Origin of the sequence: Agrobacterium sp. SORGH_AS_0745, assembly GCF_030818995.1 — a bacterium.
GTDB lineage: Bacteria > Pseudomonadota > Alphaproteobacteria > Rhizobiales > Rhizobiaceae > Agrobacterium > Agrobacterium tumefaciens.
This window is the reverse complement of sequence record NZ_JAUTBI010000001.1, coordinates 1,147,095-1,173,185: the sequence shown is the minus strand read 5'-3', so window position 1 is coordinate 1,173,185 and position 26,091 is coordinate 1,147,095. Positions and strand designations below refer to the sequence as shown.

23 protein-coding genes, 2 tRNA genes and 1 pseudogene are annotated in these 26,091 nt (G+C 58.1%); 1 reads left to right on the top strand and 25 read right to left on the bottom strand.

Going from position 1 to position 26,091, the window contains the following annotated elements; all coding sequences use genetic code 11:
• Positions 1-23 precede the first annotated feature (23 nt).
• Positions 24-533, bottom strand: coding sequence for a prolyl-tRNA synthetase associated domain-containing protein (locus QE432_RS05280; protein WP_306623518.1), 510 nt, complete (start codon positions 531-533; stop codon positions 24-26).
• A 256-nt stretch (positions 534-789) separates the two neighbouring features.
• Here QE432_RS05280 and QE432_RS05275 point away from each other — a divergent pair.
• Positions 790-864, top strand: a tRNA-Gly gene (locus tag QE432_RS05275).
• A gap of 792 nt (positions 865-1,656) precedes the next feature.
• On the opposite strand, the gene QE432_RS05270 is transcribed toward QE432_RS05275, so the two are convergent.
• The 24 genes and pseudogenes from QE432_RS05270 to ruvC form a co-directional block, all read right to left on the bottom strand.
• A tRNA-Met gene (locus tag QE432_RS05270) sits at positions 1,657-1,733 on the bottom strand.
• A gap of 135 nt (positions 1,734-1,868) precedes the next feature.
• Complete coding sequence (gene mnmA / locus QE432_RS05265; protein ID WP_035199644.1) at positions 1,869-3,065, bottom strand: tRNA 2-thiouridine(34) synthase MnmA; 1,197 nt, start codon at positions 3,063-3,065, stop codon at positions 1,869-1,871.
• Positions 3,066-3,270: 205 nt separating this feature from the next.
• A complete protein-coding gene (locus tag QE432_RS05260) occupies positions 3,271-4,461 on the bottom strand; it encodes an OpgC family protein (protein ID WP_035199646.1) in 1,191 nt (396 codons plus the stop codon).
• Positions 4,462-4,950: 489 nt separating this feature from the next.
• Entirely contained in the window at positions 4,951-6,033 is a 1,083-nt protein-coding gene (locus QE432_RS05255; RefSeq protein WP_003511377.1) for a Tim44 domain-containing protein, read from the bottom strand.
• A gap of 225 nt (positions 6,034-6,258) precedes the next feature.
• Positions 6,259-7,854, bottom strand: coding sequence for a phosphoglycerate dehydrogenase (gene serA / locus QE432_RS05250; protein WP_003511378.1), 1,596 nt, complete (start codon positions 7,852-7,854; stop codon positions 6,259-6,261).
• A gap of 83 nt (positions 7,855-7,937) precedes the next feature.
• Entirely contained in the window at positions 7,938-9,116 is a 1,179-nt protein-coding gene (locus tag QE432_RS05245) for a phosphoserine transaminase (RefSeq protein WP_003511379.1), read from the bottom strand.
• A gap of 215 nt (positions 9,117-9,331) precedes the next feature.
• Positions 9,332-10,177 (bottom strand): outer membrane protein, encoded by an 846-nt coding sequence (locus QE432_RS05240; RefSeq protein WP_003511380.1) that lies wholly within the window; start codon positions 10,175-10,177, stop codon positions 9,332-9,334.
• 188 nt (positions 10,178-10,365) lie between these two features.
• The gene (gene glmM, locus QE432_RS05235) at positions 10,366-11,718 is read right to left on the bottom strand and encodes a phosphoglucosamine mutase (protein ID WP_003511381.1); all 1,353 of its coding nucleotides are present in this window, start codon (positions 11,716-11,718) and stop codon (positions 10,366-10,368) included.
• A 188-nt stretch (positions 11,719-11,906) separates the two neighbouring features.
• On the bottom strand, positions 11,907-13,871 hold the full coding sequence (gene ftsH, locus QE432_RS05230; RefSeq protein ID WP_013761814.1) for an ATP-dependent zinc metalloprotease FtsH: 1,965 nt from the start codon (positions 13,869-13,871) through the stop codon (positions 11,907-11,909).
• A gap of 154 nt (positions 13,872-14,025) precedes the next feature.
• The gene (gene tilS, locus QE432_RS05225; RefSeq protein ID WP_035199648.1) at positions 14,026-15,363 is read right to left on the bottom strand and encodes a tRNA lysidine(34) synthetase TilS; all 1,338 of its coding nucleotides are present in this window, start codon (positions 15,361-15,363) and stop codon (positions 14,026-14,028) included.
• Positions 15,364-15,393: 30 nt separating this feature from the next.
• Positions 15,394-16,386: a tol-pal system protein YbgF gene (gene ybgF, locus QE432_RS05220; protein WP_003511385.1), complete on the bottom strand. Its 993-nt coding sequence runs from the start codon at positions 16,384-16,386 to the stop codon at positions 15,394-15,396.
• Between the two features lie 158 nt (positions 16,387-16,544).
• Entirely contained in the window at positions 16,545-17,078 is a 534-nt protein-coding gene (gene pal, locus QE432_RS05215; RefSeq protein ID WP_003511386.1) for a peptidoglycan-associated lipoprotein Pal, read from the bottom strand.
• A 210-nt stretch (positions 17,079-17,288) separates the two neighbouring features.
• Positions 17,289-18,596, bottom strand: a complete 1,308-nt coding sequence (tolB, locus tag QE432_RS05210; RefSeq protein WP_003511387.1) for a Tol-Pal system beta propeller repeat protein TolB — start codon at positions 18,594-18,596, stop codon at positions 17,289-17,291.
• Positions 18,597-18,616: 20 nt separating this feature from the next.
• Positions 18,617-19,786: a hypothetical protein gene (locus QE432_RS05205; protein WP_013761817.1), complete on the bottom strand. Its 1,170-nt coding sequence runs from the start codon at positions 19,784-19,786 to the stop codon at positions 18,617-18,619.
• Positions 19,787-19,794: 8 nt separating this feature from the next.
• The gene (gene tolR / locus QE432_RS05200; protein WP_003511389.1) at positions 19,795-20,253 is read right to left on the bottom strand and encodes a protein TolR; all 459 of its coding nucleotides are present in this window, start codon (positions 20,251-20,253) and stop codon (positions 19,795-19,797) included.
• Between the two features lie 46 nt (positions 20,254-20,299).
• Complete coding sequence (gene tolQ, locus QE432_RS05195; protein WP_003511390.1) at positions 20,300-21,019, bottom strand: protein TolQ; 720 nt, start codon at positions 21,017-21,019, stop codon at positions 20,300-20,302.
• A gap of 261 nt (positions 21,020-21,280) precedes the next feature.
• Entirely contained in the window at positions 21,281-21,721 is a 441-nt protein-coding gene (gene ybgC / locus QE432_RS05190) for a tol-pal system-associated acyl-CoA thioesterase (protein WP_003511391.1), read from the bottom strand.
• Complete coding sequence (locus QE432_RS05185) at positions 21,718-22,254, bottom strand: NUDIX hydrolase (RefSeq protein ID WP_035199649.1); 537 nt, start codon at positions 22,252-22,254, stop codon at positions 21,718-21,720. Before QE432_RS05185 ends, ybgC begins: the two co-directional genes overlap by 4 nt.
• A pseudogene (locus QE432_RS05180) lies at positions 22,251-22,780 on the bottom strand (NUDIX hydrolase). Before QE432_RS05180 ends, QE432_RS05185 begins: the two are co-directional and overlap by 4 nt.
• On the bottom strand, positions 22,780-23,358 hold the full coding sequence (locus QE432_RS05175) for a DinB family protein (protein ID WP_111809737.1): 579 nt from the start codon (positions 23,356-23,358) through the stop codon (positions 22,780-22,782). The pseudogene QE432_RS05180 and the gene QE432_RS05175 overlap by 1 nt, the downstream one beginning before the upstream one ends.
• A 37-nt stretch (positions 23,359-23,395) precedes the next feature.
• Positions 23,396-23,614 (bottom strand): DUF2945 domain-containing protein, encoded by a 219-nt coding sequence (locus tag QE432_RS05170; RefSeq protein ID WP_075807662.1) that lies wholly within the window; start codon positions 23,612-23,614, stop codon positions 23,396-23,398.
• Positions 23,615-23,666: 52 nt separating this feature from the next.
• A complete protein-coding gene (ruvB, locus tag QE432_RS05165) occupies positions 23,667-24,707 on the bottom strand; it encodes a Holliday junction branch migration DNA helicase RuvB (protein WP_003511396.1) in 1,041 nt (346 codons plus the stop codon).
• A 126-nt stretch (positions 24,708-24,833) separates the two neighbouring features.
• The gene (gene ruvA / locus QE432_RS05160; protein ID WP_003511397.1) at positions 24,834-25,451 is read right to left on the bottom strand and encodes a Holliday junction branch migration protein RuvA; all 618 of its coding nucleotides are present in this window, start codon (positions 25,449-25,451) and stop codon (positions 24,834-24,836) included.
• 31 nt (positions 25,452-25,482) lie between these two features.
• Positions 25,483-25,995, bottom strand: coding sequence for a crossover junction endodeoxyribonuclease RuvC (gene ruvC / locus QE432_RS05155; protein ID WP_003511398.1), 513 nt, complete (start codon positions 25,993-25,995; stop codon positions 25,483-25,485).
• Between the last annotated feature and the right edge of the window lie 96 nt (positions 25,996-26,091).

Below are 26,091 nucleotides of genomic sequence, written 5' to 3'. Positions count from 1 at the left end.
TTGGTTGAAGCAAAGATCGTATCTCACTCGCTGACTTTCAAGACAAGCGGCGTGTGGCCGGTCGCCTCCAGGAAGCGAATGAGGTCTTTGTTTCCTATCGTCGTCGTCTGGTCGTTGGAAAGCGGGTGACCGTTGATAAGCTCGTTTTCCAGAAGATCGCTGTCGAGTACGAAGGTGACCTGCCCACCCGTGTCGTTGATGGCGCCGAAAACCGTGACAGATCCCGGCGCGACACCCAGATATTCAAGCATTTTTTCCGGCCTGCCGAAGGATACGCGGCTTGCCGCGCCAATCGTCTTGTGAACGCTTTTCAGATCGACGACCGCGTTCTCCTCAACGGTCAGAACGAAATATTGATCCTTCTTGTCCTTCACAAAAAGGTTCTTCGTGTGGCCGCCCGGGATTAGATCACGCAACGACTGGGATTCAGCAACGGTGTAGACCGGCTCATGCTGTTTTGTCTTATGCTCGATGGCGAGCCCGTCCAGAAACGCGAACAAGTCCGCTGCCGTCTTCGGAGAATTTTCCGCCATATCCTGCCGCCTGCCTTTGCCGATTCCGATATCCTCTCCGTCATGATTAAGGGGGCAACCGCGGCTTGGCAACGCGTGAAAAAGCGACGGCGCGAAAATTCCCAATCATTTCCGCCGCTTGTCGCATTTCTCAAAGAAATTTTCGCGTTTTTGTCATTTCCCTGTTGCATTCCAAAATCGATTGAGCGATATAGCGCCCGTCGCCGCATTGCGGTGGCCCACGGTTCAGCGTACTACCCCGGACCGATGGATTTGAGCGGGTGTAGCTCAGGGGTAGAGCACAACCTTGCCAAGGTTGGGGTCGAGGGTTCAAATCCCTTCGCCCGCTCCAAATTTCCCAGAACACAGTTATTTGCGTTATTTCGATTGCTTATGAAGACGCCGCTCCCGGTCTGTCGGCTTGGCGTGCATGATTTTTATCGGGCGACGTGTAATCAGGCGGAACTTATGGCGAGGATATCCGTTCTTGACGCGAGGCTCCTAACCTCAGTTCCCCTCTGAATTGCCCGCCGCGAGCGGGCATTTTTTTGTCACCCCGTGAAAATACCATTTGGCACAGGGAACAGCTCCCGGGCGCATCGCGTTTTCCTGCGTTGGTCAACACGAGGGGATAGCTCATGTCCATAAATCTCAGACGAACTTGTGTGGTTGCCGTATTTGCCGTCCTGTCCATCCCGGCTGCCTCTTTCGCTGCCGACATGATCACTTACGGAAGGGAAACGGCCCCGAAATACAGAGTGCACCATCATCCACGTGCCGTTGCAAATGTCTATGCTGCCGGCGCGCCCTTACGCTGCAACGATAATATCGTGTCTTACCGCTCCCCTTACGAGCGGCATACGGAAGTGGTTACTCTCTGCCATCCGCCGCTAAACTGGCAAACAGAGTCTTCTACCGCAACAATATGGTCGCCTTGATCTTGTCATAATTCATTTGATGTGCTTTTGTTCGCTCGCCCTTGTGGGAGGGGGTAAAGGTTGAGACCCGCTGGCTGTTTCGATACGGCAAGCGGGTTTCCCTTTTTTTGGCGTCCGGCCAGCCACAGGCAGTGCGAGGAATGCCGCAAATTCTCAACGTACGTCCAGAAGACGACGCAAACTTTGCTTTTCTCATTGAAGATGAATGGTAGCGGGAGAGGGACTTGAACCCCCGACACGCGGATTATGATTCCGCTGCTCTAACCACCTGAGCTACCCCGCCACAGGGAAAACGTGACAGCCATGTGACCGTCCGCTCCATCAGGATGAGCGGCTTATAAGGTGCCGCTCCCCAAAGTGTCAAGCGCATGACGCGCAAAAAATTCGCTTTCCACACGGCGGTGAAAACCGAATTGTTTCAGGCAGCAACCGGCTTTTCCAAAAGCGCCTTCAGCGAAGCCTCGGCGTCCACCGAGCGTTCCGAACGTTCGATGAAACCACCACCGTAAACGCGGGCATCAGCGCCCGGTGCAGAATAGAGCACGCAGGCCTGACCGGGAGCGACACCCGCCTCGCCGGTCATCAAATCCACGTAGATGCCGTTTTCATCGGCATGCAACATCGCTTCGGTTGGCGGGCGGGTAGAGCGCACCTTGGCGAAGCATGCAAAGCCCTGCCCGGCCTCGTCCGCAAGCGCGCCATCGCCAAGCCAGTTCATGTCTCGCAGATAGACACGGCGGGTCTCCAGCGCCTCCCGCGGACCGACGATAACCCTGCGGCCACGCGCATCGAGATGCACGACGTACAGCGGCTCTCCAGTCGCGACACCAATACCCCGGCGCTGACCGATGGTATAATGCACGATACCGTCATGGCGGCCGAGTACACGCCCGTCCAGATGGACGATATCGCCCGCCAACGCCGCATTTGGCTTCAGCTTGTTGATGATATCGGTATATTTGCCCTGCGGCACGAAACAGATGTCCTGACTGTCGGCCTTCTTGGCGACGACGAGACCCATGTCTTCCGCCAGCGCGCGTGTTTCGGCCTTTGAGAGGCCGCCGAGCGGAAACCGCAGATAGTCGATCTGCTCCTGCGTCGTTGCAAACAGGAACCAGCTCTGGTCACGATCACTGTCGATCGGGCGATAGAGCGCGCGGCGTCCCGGTTGGCCGGCAACGGGATTAGGACGCGAGCGGATGTAGTGGCCGGTCGCCAGCGCATCTGCGCCGAGTTCCTGAGCAGTGGCGAGCAGATCGGCGAATTTTACCGTCTGGTTGCAGGCAACGCAGGGGATCGGTGTTTCACCCATCGCATAGGCTTCGGCAAAGGGATTGATGACGGTTTCGCGGAACCGCGCTTCATAATCCAGCACATAATGGGGAATGCCGAGCGTTTCGCAGACCCTGCGCGCATCGTCAATATCCTGTCCCGCACAGCAGGAGCCGGCGCGGTGCACAGCCGCACCGTGGTCGTAAAGCTGGAGAGTTATGCCGAGGACGTCATAGCCCTCGCGCTTGAGGATACCGGCCACAACCGAAGAATCGACGCCACCGGACATGGCGACAACGATCCGGGTGTCTTCCGGCCTCTTGTCAAAATCGAGCGTATTCACGTTTTTTCCCATCGTCAGTCATAACGGGGGTAAAGGCCCCGCCGCCTGTCGGTCATCCGCTGCGGGAAGCCTCAGTCGAAAAAGACTGTCCGGCCTCGCCACCATGCGGATTTAAGGGCTGCATATAGAAAGGAATGGCCGCGCACGCAAGTACGGGGCGGAAAACCGCCCCGTAAAGCAATCAGAGTGAAGTGGTGACCGGTTGTTAAGCGCCCGCCGTCTTCTGGCCGCTGCTGCCAATCCACTTGTCGCGCTCCCTCCACAGGGCCGGCAAAGCCAGCAAGCCTATTGCGGTAAGGGCGATCAGCGTCTTGCTGACCTGCGAAAGTTCGGCCGTACGGCCATCCAGATAATAGACGCCATAGACGATAGCCACGTGCCAGACATAGACCTGAAGCGAATGGCGGCCGAGCAGCTGCAGGAATTTCAGCGAGAGCACCCAGATCACGCCCTGCGCAATCGAGCGGACGATCGGGCGGTGATGCTTCGGACCGGCGATCACCAGCCAAGTGAGACCCACACCAACAGCAAGGAAATTGATGAGGTAGACCGGGCCGAAATCGGCACGGATCTCCATCGTGGAGAACTTGCCCATCACGAATTCCGGCATCAGGCCCCAGGCGGTTGCAATACGAAGCGGCATGAAAAACAGGCAGATGAGAAGTGCCGCCTTCGGAAGCCATGTCTGTTGCGGTGAGAAGATCGCCTTCCACGGAATGCGGTTCTGCGCCGTCATCGCGCCCAGCACCAGCGCCGAGTAGAATACAAGCTGCCAACCGAGAAGGTTGAAGCTGACACGGATACCCTGCTCGTCGGCACCCTTGACGAGTTCATTGAGAGGCGTCGTCACGATCTGCTGAAGACCGAGCTGGCCGGCCATCCAGACCAGCAGCGAGCCTGCCATGACATAAGCCCATTTGCCGTCGAGGCAGAGTTTAACGAGGACGGGTGCGAACAGCATGTAAACAATGTACTGCGGCAGAATATCCATGAATGTCGGCTGGAAGAGGAATGTGGCGATCGCCGCCAGACGCAGCGGATCGTCGAACGAAGTCATGCCCAGCCAGTTGTACCAGATGTACGGCGCATGCGGGATGACCATGCGGAAGAACAGCACGGCGATGACGAGACCCATCGCATAGCGATAGAGCTCCATCGCCCGGTTCCAGATCATCTGTTTTCCGGCGTCATAGCCATATTTCATCATCTTGCGGGCATAGACCATGCCGATCAGCAGACCAGACAGAAAGACGAAACCCTGCGCGTCTTCCACGAAGGCAAACTGGCGGTGATTGATTTCCACCAGCCAGAAACCGCCTGCAAACACCAGATGGTTGATCAGCATGAAGACGAGGAAGTAACCACGCATCCCGTCGATCAGGTCAAAGCGTTTCATCTCGATAGCTCTCCGTTCTCGCGGGCCGTGCATTGCCCGGCCACCCAGCCCGGCTTGCGGGAGGCGGGCCGGGAATTGGATTGTCAACGCTGTTTTGCGCCTGTGGTTCCCTTCCCAAAGCGGTTTAGAACCGGCGCGAAAAGTAACATTGACGTGTACGCATGCTGGTTAGGATGCGCGGACTGAACACCGGATGAATGAAAAACGGCAATTCCGTGGAGCAAAAGAGCTATGCGTCAGCGCCAAACCTCGACGAAGAGGGCGCAAACCCCTGCATGGCAGGGAAAACGCGGACAGCCACTCGCGGGACGATACAGATATCACCCGTTAGATTTATCAGTCATTTTTTTGGAGAGTTGTGATCTGCCACCGCGATCACTGAATTATCGACGAAAGACAATGTCGCGGCATCACGCATCGCGGCACGCAGAAGCCCGGAGGTTGGTAAAACCTCCGGGCTGTTTCATTCAGACAAGACTACGCGTCGTCTCAGGCAGCGGCCTGAATGGCGGCGACCTGCCAGTTGTCGTTACCGCCACGGCGCACGAAGGTCCACATTTCCACCGCTTCGGACGGATGCTGCTCGTCCCCTTCGATCACCTTGCCGGAGGTGCGGTCGCGCATAATGTCGATGGCGGAGTAGCGCATGGCTACCGTTGCATAGTCCTGGCCCTCTTCGTGCCAGGCTTCGGCAACATCGCCCTGCAGCAGCGTTACGTCGCGCACGTCGTTTTTCACGCCGCTCGTCGCGTTGTCGCTCAGTTCCTCAGCAAGATAGGACATGGCTTCCGGCGTCGTCAGCTTGCGCAACGTGCCGTAATCTTCAGCCCCATAGGCAGCCTGAACATCCTGCAGCATTTTCTGGAAGACTTCGAGATCGCTCTGGGTAATGCCAATTTCGTCACCTTCGGACATAGCATTGGCATGTGCCACCGGCTTTGCGGTTGCGGCAGTGGCCGCGGCTGCGCCGCCCGCAGCACCGGCAAGCGCGCCGATCTTCGGAATCTTGAACGAGGATGCGGAAGGACCTGCCTGCGGGCCGCCATTAAAGGAGGAGCCGGAATGATCCGTGCGCTGCGATCCGCCTGCGCCACCGAAAGCCGGCTGGCCCTGACGGCGCGATGCGAAGAAACGCATGGCGAACATGACCAGAAGGCCAATCAGCGCCACCTGCAGCAACATACCGAAGAAACCGGCCATACCGCCGAAACCGCCACCCATGAGCATGCCGAACAGGCCACCCATCAGCAGTCCGCCCATCAAGCCACCCATCATGCCGCCAAACAGGCCACGGCTCTGCTGCGGTGCCTGCGCACCGGGACGCGCCGGCTGTGCAGCACCGGGCGTCGCCTGGTTTTGCTGGGTGTTAGGAGTCATGCTGCGGTTGATCGGCGCGGTCTGGCCGGGGGCGGTGCTGGTCGACGGCGGCGCGGAAAACGTCCTTGTGCCGCGGCTACCGAAACCGCCGCTCGCACGGCGTGCTTCCGCCATATCGACGGCTACGAAAGATACCGCGATACCAAGCGCGGCGACTGCGAACAAACCTTTGAAGCGCCGAAAGGCAGCAAACATCACTATCTCCTGTTGGCCACCCTCCCATGAGCGGCATATCAGCACGCGATATAGCAACTCATGATCATCATTTTTAGTATGCCCGCCTTAAATTTTTCGTGATATGCAACCAGAGAGAGAAACACGCACACATTTCGGTGAAACCGGCGGTTCAGAAACAAAAAAACCGGCACAGGGTTTCCCCTGCACCGGCCCTTATTGTCCCCTTGGGAGGAACGATAGGTATCAGTCGATGTTGAATGTCAGCGGCCTGACCTGGCGGATTGCCGGGTTGGCGCGCAGCTTGTCCAGCACGTCTTCGGAAACCGGACCATCGACATAAAGAAGCGCGATGGCGTCGCCGCCTTCCTTTTCACGACCGAGCTGGAAGTTGGCAATGTTGACGCCAGCCTCACCAAGCGTGGTGCCCATGAAGCCGATCATGCCGGGAACGTCGGTGTTGGTGATGTAGATCATGTGCGATCCAACATCCGCATCCATGTTGATGTTCTTGATCTGGATGAAGCGCGGCTTGCCATCCGAGAACACCGTACCAGCAACCGAGCGAACCTGGTTTTCAGTCTTGACCGTCAACTTGATGTAACCGTCGTAAACGCCGGTCTTGTCACGCTTGACCTCGGACAGGATAACACCCTTTTCCTTGATCATAACAGGCGCGGAAACCATGTTCACATCCGCAACCTGGCTGCGGATAAGGCCCGCCAGCAACGCGCTGGTCAGCGCCTTGGTGTTCATGTTGGCGGTTGCGCCATCATAAAGGATTTCGATTTCCTTGGTGGCGCTTTCCTGCACCTGACCGACGAAGGAGCCGAGAACATCCGCCAGACGGATGAAAGGCTTCAGGCGCGGTGCTTCTTCCGCCGTGATCGATGGCATGTTGATGGCGTTGGAGACGGCACCCTTGACCAGATAATCCGACATCTGCTCGGCAACCTGAAGTGCAACGTTTTCCTGTGCTTCCGTGGTCGAAGCACCGAGATGCGGCGTGCAGACGACATTGGGAAGACCAAAAAGCGGGCTCTCGGTGGCGGGCTCGACTTCGAAAACGTCAAAGCCTGCACCGGCGACATGGCCGGACTTGATGGCGTCGGCAAGAGCCGCCTCATCCACCAGACCGCCACGGGCGCAATTGACGATGCGTACGCCCTTCTTGGTCTTGGCAAGGTTTTCGGCATTGAGGATGCCGCGTGTCTTGTCGGTCATCGGCACATGCAGGGTGATGAAATCGGCCTGCGCCAACAGCTCATCCAGCTCAACCTTCGTCACGCCCATTTCCTGCGCGCGCTCCGGCGACAGGAAGGGATCGTAGGCCAGAACGTGCATCTTCAGGCCAAGTGCGCGCGAGCAGACGATGGAGCCGATGTTGCCGGCACCGATGACACCGAGCGTCTTGCCGGTGATTTCGACACCCATGAATTTCGACTTTTCCCACTTACCCGCCTGCGTGGAGCTATCGGCAGCCGGAAGCTGACGCGCGACGGCGAACATCAGCGCAATCGCATGTTCGGCAGTGGTGATAGAGTTGCCGAACGGCGTGTTCATGACGATGATACCGCGGCGCGAAGCGGCCGGGATATCGACGTTATCGACGCCGATGCCGGCGCGGCCGATGACCTTGAGATTGGTCGCCGCTTCGATCAGCTTTTCGGTCGCCTTCGTGGCGGAACGAATGGCAAGACCATCGTAATTGCCGATGATTTCAGCCAGCTTGTCCTTGTCCTTGCCGAGTTTCGGCTGGAAATCGACTTCGACGCCACGATCACGGAAAATCTGGACGGCGGTTTCCGACAGTTCGTCGGATACGAGTACGCGAGGTGCCATGGTTCAGGGGCTCCTTGAAAAACGGTGCAGTTTTAAAAGCGGGAAATCGGCGGCCCTGCATCAACGCAGGGCCGGTATCAAAATCAGGCGGCAGCCTTGGAAAGTGTTGCCTTCTGCGTCTGGTAGGCCCAGGCGAGCCAGGGCATGACGGCTTCCATATCGGCCGTCTCGATGGTTGCGCCGGCCCAGATGCGCAGACCGGACGGTGCGTCACGGTAAGCGCCGATATCGAGGGCGACATTTTCCTTTTCAAGCAGGGCAACGATGCCCTTGGCGAAATCCGCCTGCGCAGCAGCATCCAGCGCCTGTACGTCGGGATCGACGATCTTCAGGCAGACGGAGGTGTTGGAGCGGGTTTCCGGCTTGACGGCCAGGTTGGCGATCCAGTCGTTCTTCTCGATAAAGTCGTAGATGACCTTGGCATTGGCATCAGCACGGCCAATCAGCGCCTTCAGGCCACCAAGGTTCTTCGCCCACAGCAGCGCGTCGATATAATCCTCAACGCAGAGCATGGACGGGGTGTTGATGGTTTCGCCAGTGAAGATGCCTTCGATGAGCTTGCCGCCGGAGACCATGCGGAAGATTTTCGGCAGCGGCCATGCCGGCGCGTAGCTCAGCAGACGCTCGACAGCGCGCGGCGAAAGGATGATGACGCCGTGGCCACCCTCGCCGCCCAGAACCTTCTGCCAGGAGAAGGTTACGACGTCGAGCTTTGCAAAGTCCATATCCTGCGCGAAGGCCGCCGAGGTGGCATCGCAGATCGTCAGACCCTTGCGGTCAGCAGGAATGAAATCGGCATTGGGAACGCGGACACCGGAGGTGGTGCCGTTCCAGGTGAAAACCACATCGCGGTCGAAATCGACTTCCGCCAGGTTCGGCAGCAGGCCGTAATCGGCCTCCAACTTGCGTACGTCCTTCAGCTTCAGCTGCTTGACGACATCGGTAACCCAGCCGGCACCGAAGCTTTCCCAGGCAAGCATATCGACGCCGCGTTCACCAAGCAGCGACCAAAGGGCCATTTCAACGGCGCCGGTGTCAGACGCGGGAACGATACCGATGCGATAATCGGCGGGAACATTGAGAATTTCACGGGTGAGATCGATGGCCTGCTTCAGCTTGGCTTTGCCAACCTTGGCGCGATGCGAGCGACCGAGCGGTGCATCGGAGAGAGCATCTAGCGACCAACCGGGACGCTTCGAGCAGGGACCAGAAGAAAAATGCGTATTGCCCGGACGGAGGTCCGGCTTCACTATATCTGTCATTTGACTACCCTTTCAGATAGGCGCCTCTCGTTAGGGAGAGGTGTCCTGACGCCGTTGCTATTCCTCTCACCGGCCTCCGTCAAGCGGAATATGTCGCTACGCATGAGAATTTTAGTCCATATGCGTCATGCGACGAACTGGATACCGCTGAAAACAAAAACCGCCCGCACCGGAGGAGGATGCGAACGGCTGAAGCTAACAGTCGGGCGTGACGTTTATTTATAAACGGCAGGCTGCAGCGGAATATCGGCAGGCGGCATGTATTGCGCGGTATCGCAGCCGTTAAAGACATAACGGCCACCGACGCGAACCTCATGCGAATACAGACCCTTGTCGCGGCCAGGACCGCCACCATTCGCAAAATCGAACATGTCGCCCTTGTTGATCTGGCGGAAGCGGTAACCGACATCTGCCTTCAGATTACAGGTAACATCGATCGACGCACCGGCCATCAGGGCATAGGCGAAGCGCCACTTGCCTCTGCCGCCGTGTTCGGTGGTCGGGTCGCAGCCAAGGCCATTGGTGCTGCACGAAGTATTGCGCAGCTTATCCCATTTGACGTAGGAGCCGCCGATACCGCCGCCAACATAAGGCGTGATGCGGCCATAGGTACCAAGGTCGACATAGGCGTTTGCCATCAGCGTGTATGCTCTAAGCGAGCTGAGATCCGCTGAAACGCAGGGACCGGGCACGGAACCACAGCCGCCGATGGTAGACCCGCGGAAATCCGATTTACCCATGTAATCGAAGGTTACGTCACTGCGGAAATAGTTGTTGAACTGATAACCGACACCGGCGCCGACGATGTAGCTATCCTTGACATTAGCCGTATCGAAATCGGCGAGATAACCACCCGGTCCACCCTGATAATAGTTGGCGCCGCGAAGCTTGTTGAAGGAATAACCGACGTCGCCGCGCAGATACCAACCACTTGCCTGCGTGATCTGCACTTCGGGTGCCTCTACATAGGCAGGTGCAGGTTCAGCTTGATAAAGATCGGCAGCGAAGGCGCTCGTGCCGGTCATCAGAACGGCCAGAATGCCGGCCAAAGCGTTTTTCATGACTTCCACTCCAGAAGAGGCACCTGCCGTTGCGGCAGCAAATGCCAGTGAACTGTTCAGTCACGGAGATTGGCGTAAAATGGTTAAGTCCCGATTAACCACGATCATTCACTATATTTATTAGGCAATACTCAAAGAAAAAGCCGACTCGAAAGCCGGCTTTTTCTTTTCACATTTGGTGGCGCAATTTATGCAGCCGAGCGGGCATTGGTGATGACCCCGACGAGATCGTTGACGATCTGCTCCACCTTCGCACTATCGTCGCCCTCCGCCATGACGCGGATCAAAGGCTCCGTACCGGAAGGGCGGATGACGAGGCGGCCATTATTGGCCAATGCGCTTTCCGCATCCGCGATCGCCTGCTGCACGATCGGATTCTCCAGTGGCTTGCCGCCGGAAATACGGACGTTCTTCAAAAGCTGCGGCACCGGCTCGAACTTGCGGCAAACCTCGCTGACGGTGAGGCCCGAACGTTTGACCTTGGCGAGAACCTGCAAAGCTGCCACCAGCCCATCGCCAGTCGTGCCGTAATCCGACAAGACGATGTGGCCGGACTGCTCACCGCCGACGTTGAAATTGTGGTTGCGCATATGTTCGACAACATAACGGTCGCCCACCTTGGTGCGGGCAAGGGTGAGACCCTTGTCGCCAAGGAAACGCTCAAGACCGAGATTGGACATCACGGTTGCGACGATGCCGCCACCACGCAGGGTATTGTCGGAAGCCCAGCTGTCGGCAATCACCGCCATGAGCTGGTCGCCATCGACGATCTCGCCGCGTTCGTCGACGATGATGACACGGTCCGCATCGCCATCGAGCGCGATGCCGATATCGGCCCGCACCTCATGCACCTTTTTCTGCAGGGCTTCCGGGTGGGTGGAGCCGCATTCGAGATTGATATTGATGCCGTTCGGCTCGTTGCCGATGGTAACGACTTCGGCGCCCAGTTCCCAGAGCGCTGCGGGAGCCACCTTGTAGGCAGCGCCATTGGCACAGTCGATGGCAATCCTGAGCCCGCTCAGCGTCACATCACGCGGCAGGGTACGTTTGACGAATTCGATATAGCGGTAGATATCGCCATCCACGCGCTTGGCGCGTCCGATCTCGCTCGGCTTGGCGAGCTGGGCATAGAGATCCTTGTCGAGAAGATCTTCGATTTCCAGCTCAAGCTCGTCGGAAAGCTTGTATCCGTCGGGTCCGAAAAGCTTGATTCCATTATCGGAAAATGGGTTGTGCGACGCCGAGATCATTACGCCGATATCGGCCCGCAGCGAGCGGGTCAGCATGGCAACAGCGGGGGTTGGAATGGGCCCGAGCAGGAAGACATCAAGGCCGGCCGCGGTGAAACCTGCGACCAGCGCGTTTTCCAGCATGTAGCCCGAAAGCCGGGTATCCTTGCCGATCACGACACGATGGCGATGATGGCCCCGGCGGAAGATCGTTCCGACCGCAATGCCCACACGCATCGCCAGATCCGGCGTCATGGGGAAGACGTTCGATTGTCCGCGGATACCATCGGTTCCGAAATAACGGCGTGCCATTTGAACTCCAAATCTTTCGGGCATTCCGGCATAGCATAAAACTACCGGAAGCGTTTTTGGCTAAATGCCACAAACCACGATAAACAGCACGTAAATTACCGCAAAAATGGCTTATATCTTGTTACCAAACTGAAAAGGCCACCCGGAAAACCGGATGACCTTTTTCAATAGTCGTCTTGGCCAGGCAATCAGTGCGGCTGTGGCTCCATGCCGCCTTCAGCCTCGCCGTCGCCCTTGGCTTCGCCGTCACCCTTGACTTCGCTTGGGCCGTCCTTCTTGGTGCCTGCTTTCGGAACAGCCGAGCCACGGCTGCCAGGAGAATCGTCACCCAGATCGCGTGCCGGCTTCTCGCCCCTCAGCAAAGCCTTGATCTCGTCGCCCGTGAGGGTTTCGTATTCCAGAAGACCCTCGGCAATAGCAACGAACCCGTCGTGATTGTCCGTCAGGATACGACGTGCCTCTGTATAGGCCTCGTCGATCAGACGGCGGACTTCGGTGTCGATCGTCTGAGCCGTTGCCTCGGAGACATTCTTGGACTGCGAGACGGAATGGCCAAGGAAGACCTCCTGCTGGTTTTCACCATAGGCGACCTGGCCGAGAGCGTCGGAGAAGCCCCATTGCGTTACCATGGCGCGGGCAAGCTTGGTGGCCTGCTCGATATCCGAAGATGCGCCGGAGGTGATGTTTTCCTTGCCGAAGGTCAACTCCTCGGCAACGCGGCCACCCATCATGATCACCAGACGCGACACCATCCATTTGTAACTCATGGAGTAGCGGTCACCTTCAGGCAACTGCATGACCATGCCGAGTGCACGGCCACGCGGAATAATTGTCGCCTTGTGCAGCGGATCAGCCAAAGCAACCTTCAGCGCGGTAATCGCATGCCCCGCCTCGTGGTAAGCGGTCAGTTTCTTTTCCGCTTCGGTCATGGCGGAGGAGCGGCGTTCCGCACCCATCATGATCTTGTCCTTGGCGTCCTCGAACTCCTGCATGGTAACCACGCGCTTGTTACGGCGAGCAGCCATCAGGGCGGCTTCGTTGACGAGGTTCATCAAGTCAGCGCCCGAGAAACCGGGGGTGCCACGGGCCAGAACCTTGAGATCGACATTCGGAGCCAGCGGCACGTTGCGAACGTGAACCTTGAGAATGCGCTCACGGCCGACGATATCCGGGTTCGGCACGACGACCTGACGGTCGAAGCGGCCGGGACGCAGAAGTGCGGGATCGAGAACGTCCGGACGGTTGGTGGCGGCGATGAGGATGATACCTTCATTCGCCTCGAAGCCGTCCATCTCGACCAGCAGCTGGTTGAGCGTCTGTTCGCGTTCGTCATTGCCACCGCCGAGACCGGCGCCGCGATGTCGACCGACAGCGTCGATTTCGTCGATGAAGATGATGCACGGCGCATTCTTCTTGGCCTGCTCGAACATGTCACGCACACGGCTTGCGCCGACGCCGACGAACATTTCCACGAAGTCAGAACCGGAAATGGTGAAGAACGGCACATTAGCTTCACCCGCGACGGAGCGCGCCAGTAGCGTCTTACCAGTACCTGGAGGGCCGACCAGCAGCACGCCGCGCGGGATCTTGCCGCCGAGTCGCTGGAACTTCTGCGGATCGCGCAGGAATTCCACGATTTCCTCAAGGTCTTGCTTGGCTTCGTCCACACCTGCGACGTCGTCAAACGTCACGCGGCCGTGCGCTTCCGTCAAAAGCTTGGCCTTTGACTTGCCAAAGCCCATCGCGCCGCGCGAACCGCCCTGCATCTGCCGCATGAAGAACAGCCAGACGCCGAGGATGAGGAACATCGGCAAAAGCGTGCCGAGATAGCTCAAAAAACCGGAAGAACCGTCGCTCTCGGGACGCGCGACGATGGTGACGTTCTTGCTCTGCAAGCGCTCCATCAAGCTGTCGTCGATTACTGGGGAATAGGTCTGAAAGGCCGTGCCGTTCTCGGTATAGGTTCCGAGAACCCGGTTACCGGTGACGGTCACGTCGCGAACTCGCCCGGAATCCACATCGCGGAGAAACTGGGAATACGGAATTTCCCGCGAACCCGTTTGCGTCGGCGAAGTCTGGAACATGCTGAACAAAGCGATCAGCAAGAGGGCAATCACGGCCCACAAGGCGAAATTTCTGAAATTTGGGTTCATCGAACTCCCCGAACTCACACGGACATGTTTGCTGCCCGCTATTACTCGACCCTAACATAAGGACGACATCTGCCGTTGCCAAGGCAAAGGGCGTTATCTGATGCGTTTTGGTGTAAAAACTATTCCAAGGCAATTCACGAAAAAGAGGCCGGATTTAAACCGGCGGCTGTGGATAGGCCGCACGGCCGAATGAAACCGCGATGGCATTCGCCAACTCAAGGTCGAAGCGCGGCAGAAAAAGATCGAAGGGGGCAAGCCTCGGCACGATACTGATGGCACCTTCCGGAGAGGCTCGACCGGGAACCAACGCGGCAATTTGCGGCAGGATCGCCATCGCCTGTTTTGCAATCCCTGGCGGCACCGCTGGAAAAAGCGCTGCCGCATCCGCAATGCCACCCGTCCTGCCCGCCGCAATATTGACCGGAAAAGCCGATGTGTTTTTCACAAAGAAACGATCGTCCCAGAGGCCCTGCCCGCCAGCCTCGACTTGCAGTTCCGGCATATTCCGATGCTCGCGGAAAAGATAAAGCCCGTCCTTTCGGCGATCGAAAAGAACGCGGCCAACCGTTATCCGTCCGTTCTCGCTGGTTTTGAGAAACTGCAACACCCGATCCATGCTGCTGGCCGCCGGGAAATAGGCCCTTCCACCGAGATTAGCGATGAGCACCGCTAGCCCGTGCCGAAATTCGGGAAGATCGGGCATCAGGCCTTCAATCGACAATCTGGCGAGCGTGGCGTGAAAGACTTCTACGTTTTGTTGGAGAAAAAAGGCGGTTTTCTCGGAATATGCCTGTCGTTTGACGGCGGCCTGCGCATCAAACGGCGGCGGAGAGTCGGAAAGCGACTGCCGCACACGAACCCGCTCGTAGCGCGCGTTGTCATTACTAGGGTCGTCAGACCAGCCACGCGAGCGAGATAATACGAAATCGCGGATCTCCTGTCTTTCACAGGTCAGAAACGGCCGCATGATCCAGTGGCGTCCACCGTATAATACAGCATCCGCCATGCCGGCGAGGCCGAGATTTTCGCTGCTGCCGCTTCTGGCGGCACGCATCGCCACGGTTTCCCGCTGGTCGCCAAGAGTATGCCCTGTCACGATGAGATCGGCGCCAATGTCGCTCGCAACGTCGGCGATCAGACTATATCGGGCAAGACGAGAGGCTTCGGAAATGCCGGAAGCGGGTTTGGGATCATCCCATCGGCGCACGGTATGCGGGATACCGAGTTCCGCGCAGAGCAGGGAGACCTTGTGAGCCTCATCAGCGGATTCCGCCCTTAGGGCATGGTCAACCGTGACGGCGGAAAGCCGCACCCGGTCGGGGTCTGCCTCCGCCCTCGCCTCATGCATTGCCAGCAACAGACCGGTGGAATCGCTACCGCCGGAGATTGCGATGAGAATATGGACGGGTTTGCGAAGATTTTCGACGAAGGACCTAGCCGCAGCGAGCGGCGCAACCGTCTTTTCGTTCAAAATGCGGACATCAACCGGCATGGAAAGACCGCCGCCATGGCAGGAGCAAGATCAGCAGCTCAGCCGCTTCTGTTCGCTGGCAACCTTGTTCAGCACAGTCTTTGAAGCACTGGGATAACGCTTCGGCACTTCGCGCAGCGTGGCGCAGGCGGTCTCGGTGTTGTCCAGAGCTGCAAGCGACATGCCGAGCTTCATCAGCATTTCCGGTGCTTTCGGAGACTTGCCATAGGTCTGATGGCCGTTCAGGAAAGTTTTTGCGGCCTCGTTGAACTTGCCCTGCGAATATTGTGCCTCGCCCAGCCAGAAGCTGGCATCGGCGGCCTTGGTGCCTTTCGGGTAACCCTGGAGATATTGCTGGAACCCCTGCTCCGCAAGCTTGTAATCGCCGGAAAGAACATGACCGTAAGCAGCCTGATAGATATCGCCCTCGCTGGTGAGTGCTGCGGTGTTGACCGGATCGGTCTTGCGCGAACCGTTGCCGGTGGTAACGCCCGGAAGACTACCGGAAGAATTGTTGGCACCCTGGTTCAATGAGCCACCGATCGGCATGCCCTTGGAATCAAGCTCGATGGAGCCAAGCGTCGTCTCTCCCGGTGCACTCGTCGGCGCGTTCGCGGAAGAGGACGGCGAAACGGAAGCGCCACCCTGAGGTGGCGTTTCGATGATCGTTGCAACGTCGTCGCTCGGCGGAGCGGCCGGAGTGGCCTCCGCCTTCTTTTTCGGCGCGGTGGTACTCGCGCCTTTGCCGCCTTCCAGTTCCTGGAAGCGGAATTCATTGTCTTCCTGCGCCTTGCGGATCGTTTCCTGCATCTGCAAAAGCTGGAAGCTCATTTCTTCGATACGGCCGTTGAGCTGCCGGATCTGTTCTTCAAGCTGCTGAACCTTATAGGCTTCATTGGCCTGAACCCGCACAATTGGGACCTGCTGAGAGTTGATCGTGCCGAAGCTACCCCCCGCACCGAACAGCGGACCCGAAACGGCTGTGCCGCTCAAGCCGGTGCAGGCTGCAAGCCCCAGCATTCCCGCCACGACAAGTTTCTTCATCTCATTTGCCCTGCCTTAACTGATTTGCACCGGAATGGCGCAAGCCGGATTTTTTCCATATCAACCGAAAAAGCAACTTAACTTCGGCCAAACTATGAAAAAAACGAAAGGCGGCCCATAGACCGCCTTCCATTCGAGATCACAAAAGCGTCAGGCGATTACATGCCTGCGCCACCGAGAACCGTCACAGCGCGGCGGTTCTGCGACCAGCAGGAAATGTCATCGCAGACGGCGACCGGCTTTTCCTTGCCGTAGGAGATCGTCTTCATGCGGCTTGCCGGAACGCCCTGGGACGCCAGGAAGTCACGGGTTGCAGCGGCACGACGGGCGCCGAGCGCCAGGTTGTATTCACGCGTACCGCGCTCGTCGGCATGGCCTTCGACGGTGATGGCGTATTTCGGGTAACGGGCAAGCCACTGTGCCTGGCGCTGCAGCGTCTGCTGCGCGTCTGCACGGATGGACGTCGAGTCCGTATCAAAGAAGATGCGGTCGCCAACATTAACCGTGAAGTCCTGCTGGGAGCCGGGCGTCGCAGAACCCGCACCGCCGAGACCGAGCTCACCGGCGCTGTTCGGCATGTTCTTCTTGTTCGCGCAGCCTGCGAGAGCAAGAGCGAGCGTCATGGCGATAACAGCCGGATTACGGGCCAGTTTCTGCATCGGGCTGAGTGCCGAAGTGTGTGTACGGCTCATCGCCGGTCTCTCCTTGGGATTGCAATAACGTTGCCAGACACTAACGGATCGAGGTTAATAGCCGACAAACGCTTATGGTTAACAGAAAGGAAACGTCCCACTTTTTTGCTCCCTCACAACACTTTGCGGCAAGAAAGAGGCAGTTTCCCGTACGGCATATGTAAAAACATGACGGCGCCGGTTGGGCCGGCGCCGTCATGGCAGTCAATATCAGTCCAGAAGCGGCGACCAGGCCGGGTCTGAAGCGAAGGTGGGAGTCTTGATCAGCTGTTCGTTGTAGCCGGTCAAGTCGATCGAATAGAGCTGCGGACCGCCAGCACCAGCGTTCTGGCGGAAGAACATCAGCACACGGCCGTTCGGCGCCCATGTTGGGCCTTCATTATGAAAGCCGCTGGTCAGAATGCGCTCACCCGAACCGTCGGTTTTCATCACGCCAATCGAGAACTTGCCGCCCGATTGTTTGGTGAAGGCGATCAGATCGCCGCGTGGCGACCAGACCGGCGTGGAATACGACCCGTCGCCGAACGAAATACGCTGCTGTCCTGAACCATCGGCATTCATTACGTAAATTTGCTGACGGCCGCCACGGTCGCTTTCAAAGGCAACACGTTGCCCATCCGGGGAGAATGACGGTGCAGTATCGATCGCGGACGTGTTCGTCAGGCGCGTCGTGGTTCGTGAGCGCAGGTCCATGGTGTAGATATTGGCGTTACCATCCTGCTGAAGGCTCATAATGACCTTCTGGCCATCCGGCGAGAAGCGCGGCGAGAATGTCATGCCGGGGAAATTACCGACCACTTCGCGCTGTCCGGTTTCCAGCTGCAGCAGGTAAACGCGCGGCTGCTGGCCTTCAAACGACATGTAGGTGACTTCCTGACGGTTCGGCGAAAAACGCGGCGTCAGAACGATGTCGTTCGAATTGGTGAGGTTACGGACGTTGAAGCCGTCCTGGTCCATGATCGACAGCTGACGCTTGCGGGCTGTCTTCGGGCCGCTTTCGGAGACGAAAACGACGCGGGTATCGAAGTAACCCTTTTCACCGGTGACGCGCTCATAAATGGCGTCCGCGATGATGTGGGCGACACGGCGCCAGTTTTCCGGCTGCGTGAAAAACTGCTGCCCGGTCATCTGCTGGCCTGCGAAAGTATCCCAAAGGCGGAACTCGGCACGCAGACGGCCGTCGCTTTCACGCGTCACGCGGCCCGTTACGAGTGCCTGCGCGTTGATAACCTTCCAGTCCTCAAAACGCGGCTGCTGATCCGGGTTGGCGATTTTTTCGATGAAGGCACTCTTGTTGACTGGCGCAAACAGGCCGGAACGCTGCAGATCGGCAGCAATTACGGCCGATACCTGCGCGCCGATGCCGTCACCCGAGATGAAGTCGGTGATGGCGATGGGCAAGGGTTCGACGTTACCCTTGTTGATGTTGATTTCCACCCGCGCAAAAGCCGGTGCGGAGAAAACCGACATAAGGGCCGCGACAGCGAGCACCAGCCGGATCGGCGAAAATATCTTCATGTTGCCAGGCCTTTCAGCATTCATAGCAATTCACTGGGATCGAAATTCACTACGACTTCGTTCCATGCATCATATTTGTCGGCAGGAAGGTTCGTGAACGGAGCAGAACGCATGATGGCACGATAGGCACCACCGGAAAGGGCGCGACGCGTTCCCTCGGAACCACCCGTTGCTTCGATCTCGGGTCGGCCGATGATGGATCCATCACGGTCAAGCTTCATGGTGACCCGAACGCGAACGTCCGAGGCATCCGCCATGCCGGGAATGATCTGCCAGTTTTTCTGGATTGCGCCACGCAGCGCATCCATTTCCGTCTGGCTGAGCGTCGAACCGCCCGTGGTCTTTTTGCCGCCAAGCGATGCCTGCTGGGTGGAGCGCTTTGCACCACCGCCGGAGGGCGCCTGCTTGTTCAAAAGCGCGGCAACATCGTCAGCGTTAAAATCGCTTTCCTTCGACGAAGCGGATTTCGCCGTTTCCTGCTTTTTCTCACCCGGCTTCTTGTCGGAAGGCTTGTCCGTGGACTTTGCCTGATCGGGCTTGGTCTCTGCAGGCTTCTCAGCGGGCTTCTGCTCGGCAGGTTTGGTCTCAGCCTGTTTCGGCACTTCCGGCTTCGGCGGCTCCGGGCGGGAATTCGGGCGCGGCACATTCGGCGGCACGGGAATTTCGGCCGGTTCCTGTTGCACCGGGGGTGGCTCTTCCGCTTTCGTTTCCTGCGGCGGCGGCTCCGTCTTCGGTTGCGGCGCGATCTCGGGCTTGGTCTGCGGCAAGGCGGCCATTTCCTGCGGCTTCGGAGCCGAGGTCTCTTCCTTGACGATTTCCTTCACCTCATTCGCCTTGGTGTCGACAACCGGCTGCGGCTTTTCCTGCTTTGGCGGAGCGGCCGCACTGATATTGTCGTTCGGCTTTGTAGTAGGCGTCGGCGGCGCTTCTATATCGGCCACGTTGTTGCCGACATTCTGAGCGTTCGGAACGATATCCGGACGTGTAGTCGGAACCGGGGCCGACTTTTCCGCCTTCGGCGCGTTCTTGTCGCCTTGCTGGATCTGGCTCAATTCCTCGATTGGCACCAGCTCCACAGGCAGTGCCTCAGCCTGCGACACGTCAAGAGGCTCCGGCGAGCCCAGGGAAACGAGGGCGAAAGCCAGAAGCGATGCGTGCACGATCGCGGATGTGGTAAGGCTGCCCTTCATCGCTGACGTCAATTATCCTGTTTCTGCTGGGTCACAAGGCCGATATTCTTGAAGCCCGCTGCCTGGATACGCGCCATCACGTCGGCGACGACGCCGTAGGCGGCAACGGAATCCGCGCGCACGAAGATGCGTTCGTTATAACCTGTCGTGGCGATTGCCTGCAGCTTGTCGGCCACCTCGGCCGCCTGGATTTCCGTTTCCTGCAAATGGATCTGGCCATTGGCATTGACGGAAATCGTGATCGGCTGCGTATCCGAATTCAGCGCGTTGGCAGATGTCTGCGGCAGGTCGATCGGAACGCCGACCGTCATCATCGGTGCGGCCACCATGAAAATGATGAGAAGCACAAGCATGACGTCAACCAGTGGCGTCACGTTGATTTCGCTGATCGCGCCGCCCCTGCGACGTCCGCCGCGCCCACGGCGTCCACCGGAACCGCCGCTGCTGCCACCTGCTGACATACCCATAACATCTACTCCATTTTGCCTTGCGGCAAATTACTGCGCGGCGCGCTTATTGGGCTGCCTGCCGCGTCTGAAGTTTTTCATCGATCTGGCGCGACAAGATCGCGGAGAACTCGTCGGCGAAACCTTCCATACGAGCGGAAAGCTTGTGCGCGTCAGCCGTGAACTTGTTGTAGGCGATAACCGCCGGAATAGCCGCGACAAGACCGATGGCCGTTGCCAGAAGCGCTTCGGCGATACCCGGCGCCACGACCGCAAGGTTGGTGGACTTCGAACCGGCAATCGCCTGGAACGAGGTCATGATACCAACGACCGTACCGAAGAGGCCGATGAACGGACCGGCAGAACCGATCGTCGCCAACGAACCGAGGCGGGCCTCGTATTGTTCGCCTTCACGAGCAATCGTCACGTCCATTGCCCGGTCGATACGCATTTGCAGACCGATGGGTGAACGGGCGCCGCGTTCAAATGATTTCTTCCACTCCCGCATGGCGGAAACGAAAATTGCCGCGAGACCAACATTCTGGCGTTCTGCCAGAGTGCGGTAAAGCTCTTCGAGCGACTGGCCAGACCAGAAGACCTGTTCGAACTGGTCGAACTGGCGCTTTGCCTTGCCGAAGCTTACGTATTTGTCGAAGACGATCGCCCACGTCCAGACCGAGGCGGCGATAAGTCCAATCATCACGAACTTCACGATGAGGCCCGCCTGCATAAACAGCGCCCAGAGACTTACATCGTGCGTCGCCGCTGCCAAACCTGCCTGTTCCATAAATATCCAATCCCCGAATCCAAACGCCCGGTACGGGACCGGGCGATTCAAACGCGTGTTAACGCTCGAAGCTATGCAGCAACAGCCGCAAACCCCTTTGCCATACCCCGATACTTGCCAGTAAGCCTTACTTGCCAATAAATTTGGTGAAAGGAAGGCGTGCGCCGCACAAATGCCAGTTGCTAAAGTAAGACACCATTATGGTTAAAGGAGTGTTACAACCGCGCCACGTCTGATGGATTTACTGGACCAGCCCCGAACTTACTTCAGGAATTTTTCGGCCACCGTCTCCGGAAGGCGCCTTGGCCGGCCATTGGCATTGATGACGGCGATGATGACCTTGGCGGCAACAAGGAGCGTTTCGCCGCGCCGGATTTCCTGATTGAGCACCATTTTTGCGCCCCCGGCCTTTTCGGTAAGGGTGGTGATCGTCAACACATCATCCATCCGGGCCGGGCTCTTGAAATCGATCTCCATACGATGGACGACGAAAACGAGACCCTCCTCGTCGGCGGTCAGGAGTGCGCTTTGCTCGCAGCCGAGGCAACGCAGGTAGTCGGTTCGACCGCGCTCGAGAAAATGCAGATAGCGCGCGTGATAAACGAGGCCGGAAAAATCCGTGTCCTCGTAATAGACCCGCTGGGTCAGGCGGTGCCCATGTTCGATGAGTTCGCCGGAAAGCGAAACCACAAGCTCGCTCATGATATCTCCTTGGAAAGTTCGGCCGCACCTGAACGACCTTCGCGGACGATAAGATGCTCGTGGCGCTGAGGCAGCATCGCGATGCGCTCAGCAATGAAACGGGGTCTGAGATCGTGTTCCAGCAGCGCGGAAGGCTGCGCGGGCAGCCAGCAGAACTCCACCTCGACGCCATCCAGCACGCGATGCACTATATCGCTTTCATGGAACGGCAAAGGCTGGCGCAGCGAAACCAGATAATAAAATGCCAATTCATGCGCGACATAATCATCATAGGCGAAAAAATTCTCCGCCGACCAGAGAAGACGCTCGACGGCGCAATCCCGGTCAAGCTCCTCGCCGATCTCGCGGATGATGGTCTGCTCTGAGCTTTCACCGATTTCCGCCCGCCCGCCCGGCAGGGCCCAATAGCTATCCTTGGCGCCACGCTGGACGAGAAGATAGTTGTCGTGGAAAATCAACGCCGCCACACGCATGCTGAACAGCTGCGGCTTGCGGTCCAGCCGGATCATATGGCGCTCAGGGGCAGAAGTCATTTGGCGTCCAGGTCGCCGTCATACCAGACAAGGTGTCTTGTGGTCTCAGGCAGGTGTTCTATTTCATCCGCGATGAAATAGGGCGGAATATCGAGTTCGGTCAATGCATCACGGGTCGCAGCGACCCAGCGAAACTCAAGCTCGTTATCGCCATCCTGAACGCGGTGAATGATATCCGTCGGGTGAAAGGCAAGGGTCTCCGGCAAATCCATCAGGTAATAGAAACCGAGTTCGTGCCACTCCTTACCCTCATAATGGAAAAAATTCTCGACCGCCCATAGAAGCCGCCCGACCTTCGCTTCGACACCAAGTTCCTCGACCATTTCGCGCGCCAGCGTTTCTTCGGAACGCTCGCCCATTTCGGCGCGACCACCTGGAAAGGTCCAGAATTTCTCATGGGACGCGCGGTGCACACCAACACGTGGCCATCCCGAAACGCCAGCCCCGCAACGCGCATCTGGAAAATGCGTTTCGGCTTGAATTTCATGCGGATACGGGTGTCCTGCACCGTGGTGTCTTGTATCATTAACTGAACCTGCTGGCTGGAAACATCAAATCGGTTTCCGTCCACCCTAACGCATCCATCTCGGCTTTTCTCGCCTTTGCGTCGTCTCCCACAATGAATTCATCCAGTTGTGGCGGCTTGATCATGGTGCCGGACAACATGGCATGCACCTGCCCGCGATGATGCGTCTGGTGCTGGAAGAGATGGGACAACACATCGTCGCAGCGATCCTGCTGGATGCGTGTTCCACGATGGATATTGACGATGGCAGCGAGGCCGTCTTCATCCAGCATGTCGACAAAATCGATCAGTTCTTCGTCCAGTTTCGCTTGGGCAGCATGCAGCTCCGCCATGGTGGCGAAAGGCTCTTCCTCGTCAAAAGCGGCAAGGCCGAGCGTCCCACCTTTGACAGCGTCGATATAAAACAGGTCAACGGTGTAGATGTGGTTCAGGGTCGCCCGAAGGGTTGGAAAGAAGCTGACGCGAGCGGCCACGAATTCCTCCTGCAACAGCTGAAGACAAGCCTGATGCAGCCTTAAATTAGCCAGCCGGTTGTTGCGCGCGAGTTTGCGGAAAACCCGCATCGGATCGTAGGCCATCGACGTCCCTTCTCATGGAGCCTGATAACGCCGCTTTTCAATCGACGTGTTCAAGCTCGGACTTGCTCTTCAGAACCTTCGCCCCATCTTCCTGCTCGATGAGATAAGCGGGTTCGTCCTTGCTAGCCTTGCGCTTTATCGTGGAACCGGAAATCGTTTTTTCGACATCATCAGTAAACGTCTCGACGATTTTTCCTTCGCCGGTTCCGTTGCCCCATTTCCAGCGAACCTTCGTACCCTTGCGATATCCAGACATCATCATTTCCTGACCAAAGAAAATCAAATGCGAAAGCGCCGGGCTTGTTCCCTCAATCCTCTTCCAGCGTCAGCCGGAATTGCGCCGCCTCGAGATCTTTAGGCGGCTGCATGCCCAGATGTTTCCAGGCAGTGCCGGTCAGAACGCGGCCGCGCGGCGTGCGCTGGATGAAACCCTGCTGGATCATGTAGGGTTCTATGATGTCTTCGATCGCATCACGCGGCTCCGACAAGCCAGCGGCGATGGTCTCGATACCAACAGGGCCGCCGCCGAAATTGACCGCGATCATGGTCAGATAGCGCATGTCCAGCTGATCGAGACCCATTTTGTCGACAAGCAACCGCGTCAGCGCTTCGTCGGCAATCTCACGGGTGACGGCTTCCGCCCGTGCCACCTCAGCGAAATCGCGAACCCGGCGCAAGAGCCGTCCGGCGATGCGCGGCGTGCCGCGTGCACGCCTTGCTATCTCGCGTGCGCCATCGTCGGTCATGTTCAGACCCATCAGCCGCGCGCCGCGCCGAACGATCAGCTCCAGCTCATCGACAGTGTAGAAGGCCAGACGGACAGGAATGCCGAAGCGGTCGCGCAGCGGCGTTGTCAACAAACCAAGACGCGTGGTCGCGGCAACGAGGGTGAACTTGGAAAGATCGATCTTCACCGAGCGGGCCGCAGGCCCCTCACCGATGATGAGGTCGAGCTGGAAATCCTCCATCGCCGGATAGAGAATTTCCTCGACTGCCGGGTTGAGACGATGGATTTCATCGATGAAGAGCACATCGCGCTCCTCGAGATTGGTCAAAAGTGCGGCAAGGTCGCCAGCCTTGGCGATCACTGGTCCGGAGGTGGACTTGAAGTTGACGCCAAGCTCCTTTGCCATGATCTGCGCCAGCGTGGTTTTGCCGAGACCGGGAGGCCCGACGAACAACACATGGTCCAGCGCCTCGCCACGGTTCTTTGCCGCCTCGATAAACACCTTGAGATTGGCGCGAGCCTCGGCCTGGCCGGTAAAATCGTCCAGCGACTGCGGGCGCATTGTGGTGTCGATATCTTCACCGCGCTTGTCCGCCGAAATCAGTCTGTCCGCATCGCTCATAGAGGGCATTCCATTGTTCTAAACCAATTCAAGAGATGGTCTTCGCCGCTATATCACGACTGTCGCACGAAGGCGCTTCACGAAATTCAGCATCGCACCCGGCTTCGTTCGCTTGCTGCGCGCAGCTTAGCGTGAAAGTTCGCGCAGGCCGAGCCGGATGAGTTTGGCACTGTCGCCGCCCTCCCCGCCGTTCTTCAGCGCGGCCGCAACGGCATTTGCGGCCTGATCGCGTGAATAGCCGAGATTGGTGAGCGCCGACACGGCATCCGCCACCGGCGCGGAGGCCACACCCTCGCCAAGTTCCTGCTTGAGTCCGATGGAAGCCGAAGCTTCTCCTGCAAAGGCAGGCGCCTTGTTGCGAAGCTCGGTAACGAGGCGCACCGCCACCTTCGGCCCTACGCCCGGCGCACGTGAAATCATCACCTTGTCCTGCAGCGCTATCGCATTGGCGAGTTCAGAAGGCGACAGGGTAGACAAGACGGCCAGCGCCACTTTCGAACCGACCCCCTGCACGCTCTGCAGCAGATTGAACCATTCCCGCTCAAGTGCCGACAAAAAGCCGAACAGCCTCAACTGGTCTTCGCGCACATAGGTTTCGATGAAGAGGACGACCGCTTCACCAGCGGAACCTATTTTTGAGAGTGTGCGCGCCGAGCAATAGGCGACGTAACAAACGCCGTGCACATCCACCAGCACGTAATCCGTGCCGATTTCCTCGATGGTGCCTTTAAGTTTTCCGATCATGATGCCGCCCGCTGCAATGAGACTTCAATATTCAACCGGCTGCCAATAGCCGCGCCATCCTGTCGCCGCCGCGATTATGGGCGTGGCAGATTGCGATCGCCAAGGCGTCCGCCGCATCGTTACCCTTGAATTCTGCTTTCGGCATCAGGATTTTCAGCATCATGTGGATTTGCTGCTTTTCGCCGTGCCCAACACCTATGACGGCTTTTTTGACCGCGTTCGGCGCATACTCGAAAACAGGCAACCCTGCCCGCGCCGGAACCAGCATGGCAATGCCGCGCGCCTGACCGAGCTTCAGCGTGGCGACAGCATCCTTGTTTACGAACGTCTGCTCCACCGCCGCCTCATCGGGTTGATAGCTGTGAACAGTATCCGCCAGCCCATCATGCAGCTGGCACAGGCGGGAGGCGAGATCCATATCACCATCCGATGTCACCGTGCCGGAAGCGACAAACCGAAGGCTGTTGCCGAAGGTTTCGATGACACCCCATCCGGTGCGCCGCAACCCGGGGTCGATACCGATGATTCGAATCGTCTTTTGCATAAGCCACCCTATCTTTTCGGCTGCGACCCTGCCAGCGATAAGTGAACAAAACGACAACATTGATCAAATTTGCAGTGCAGCATTTACCTCTGCTTA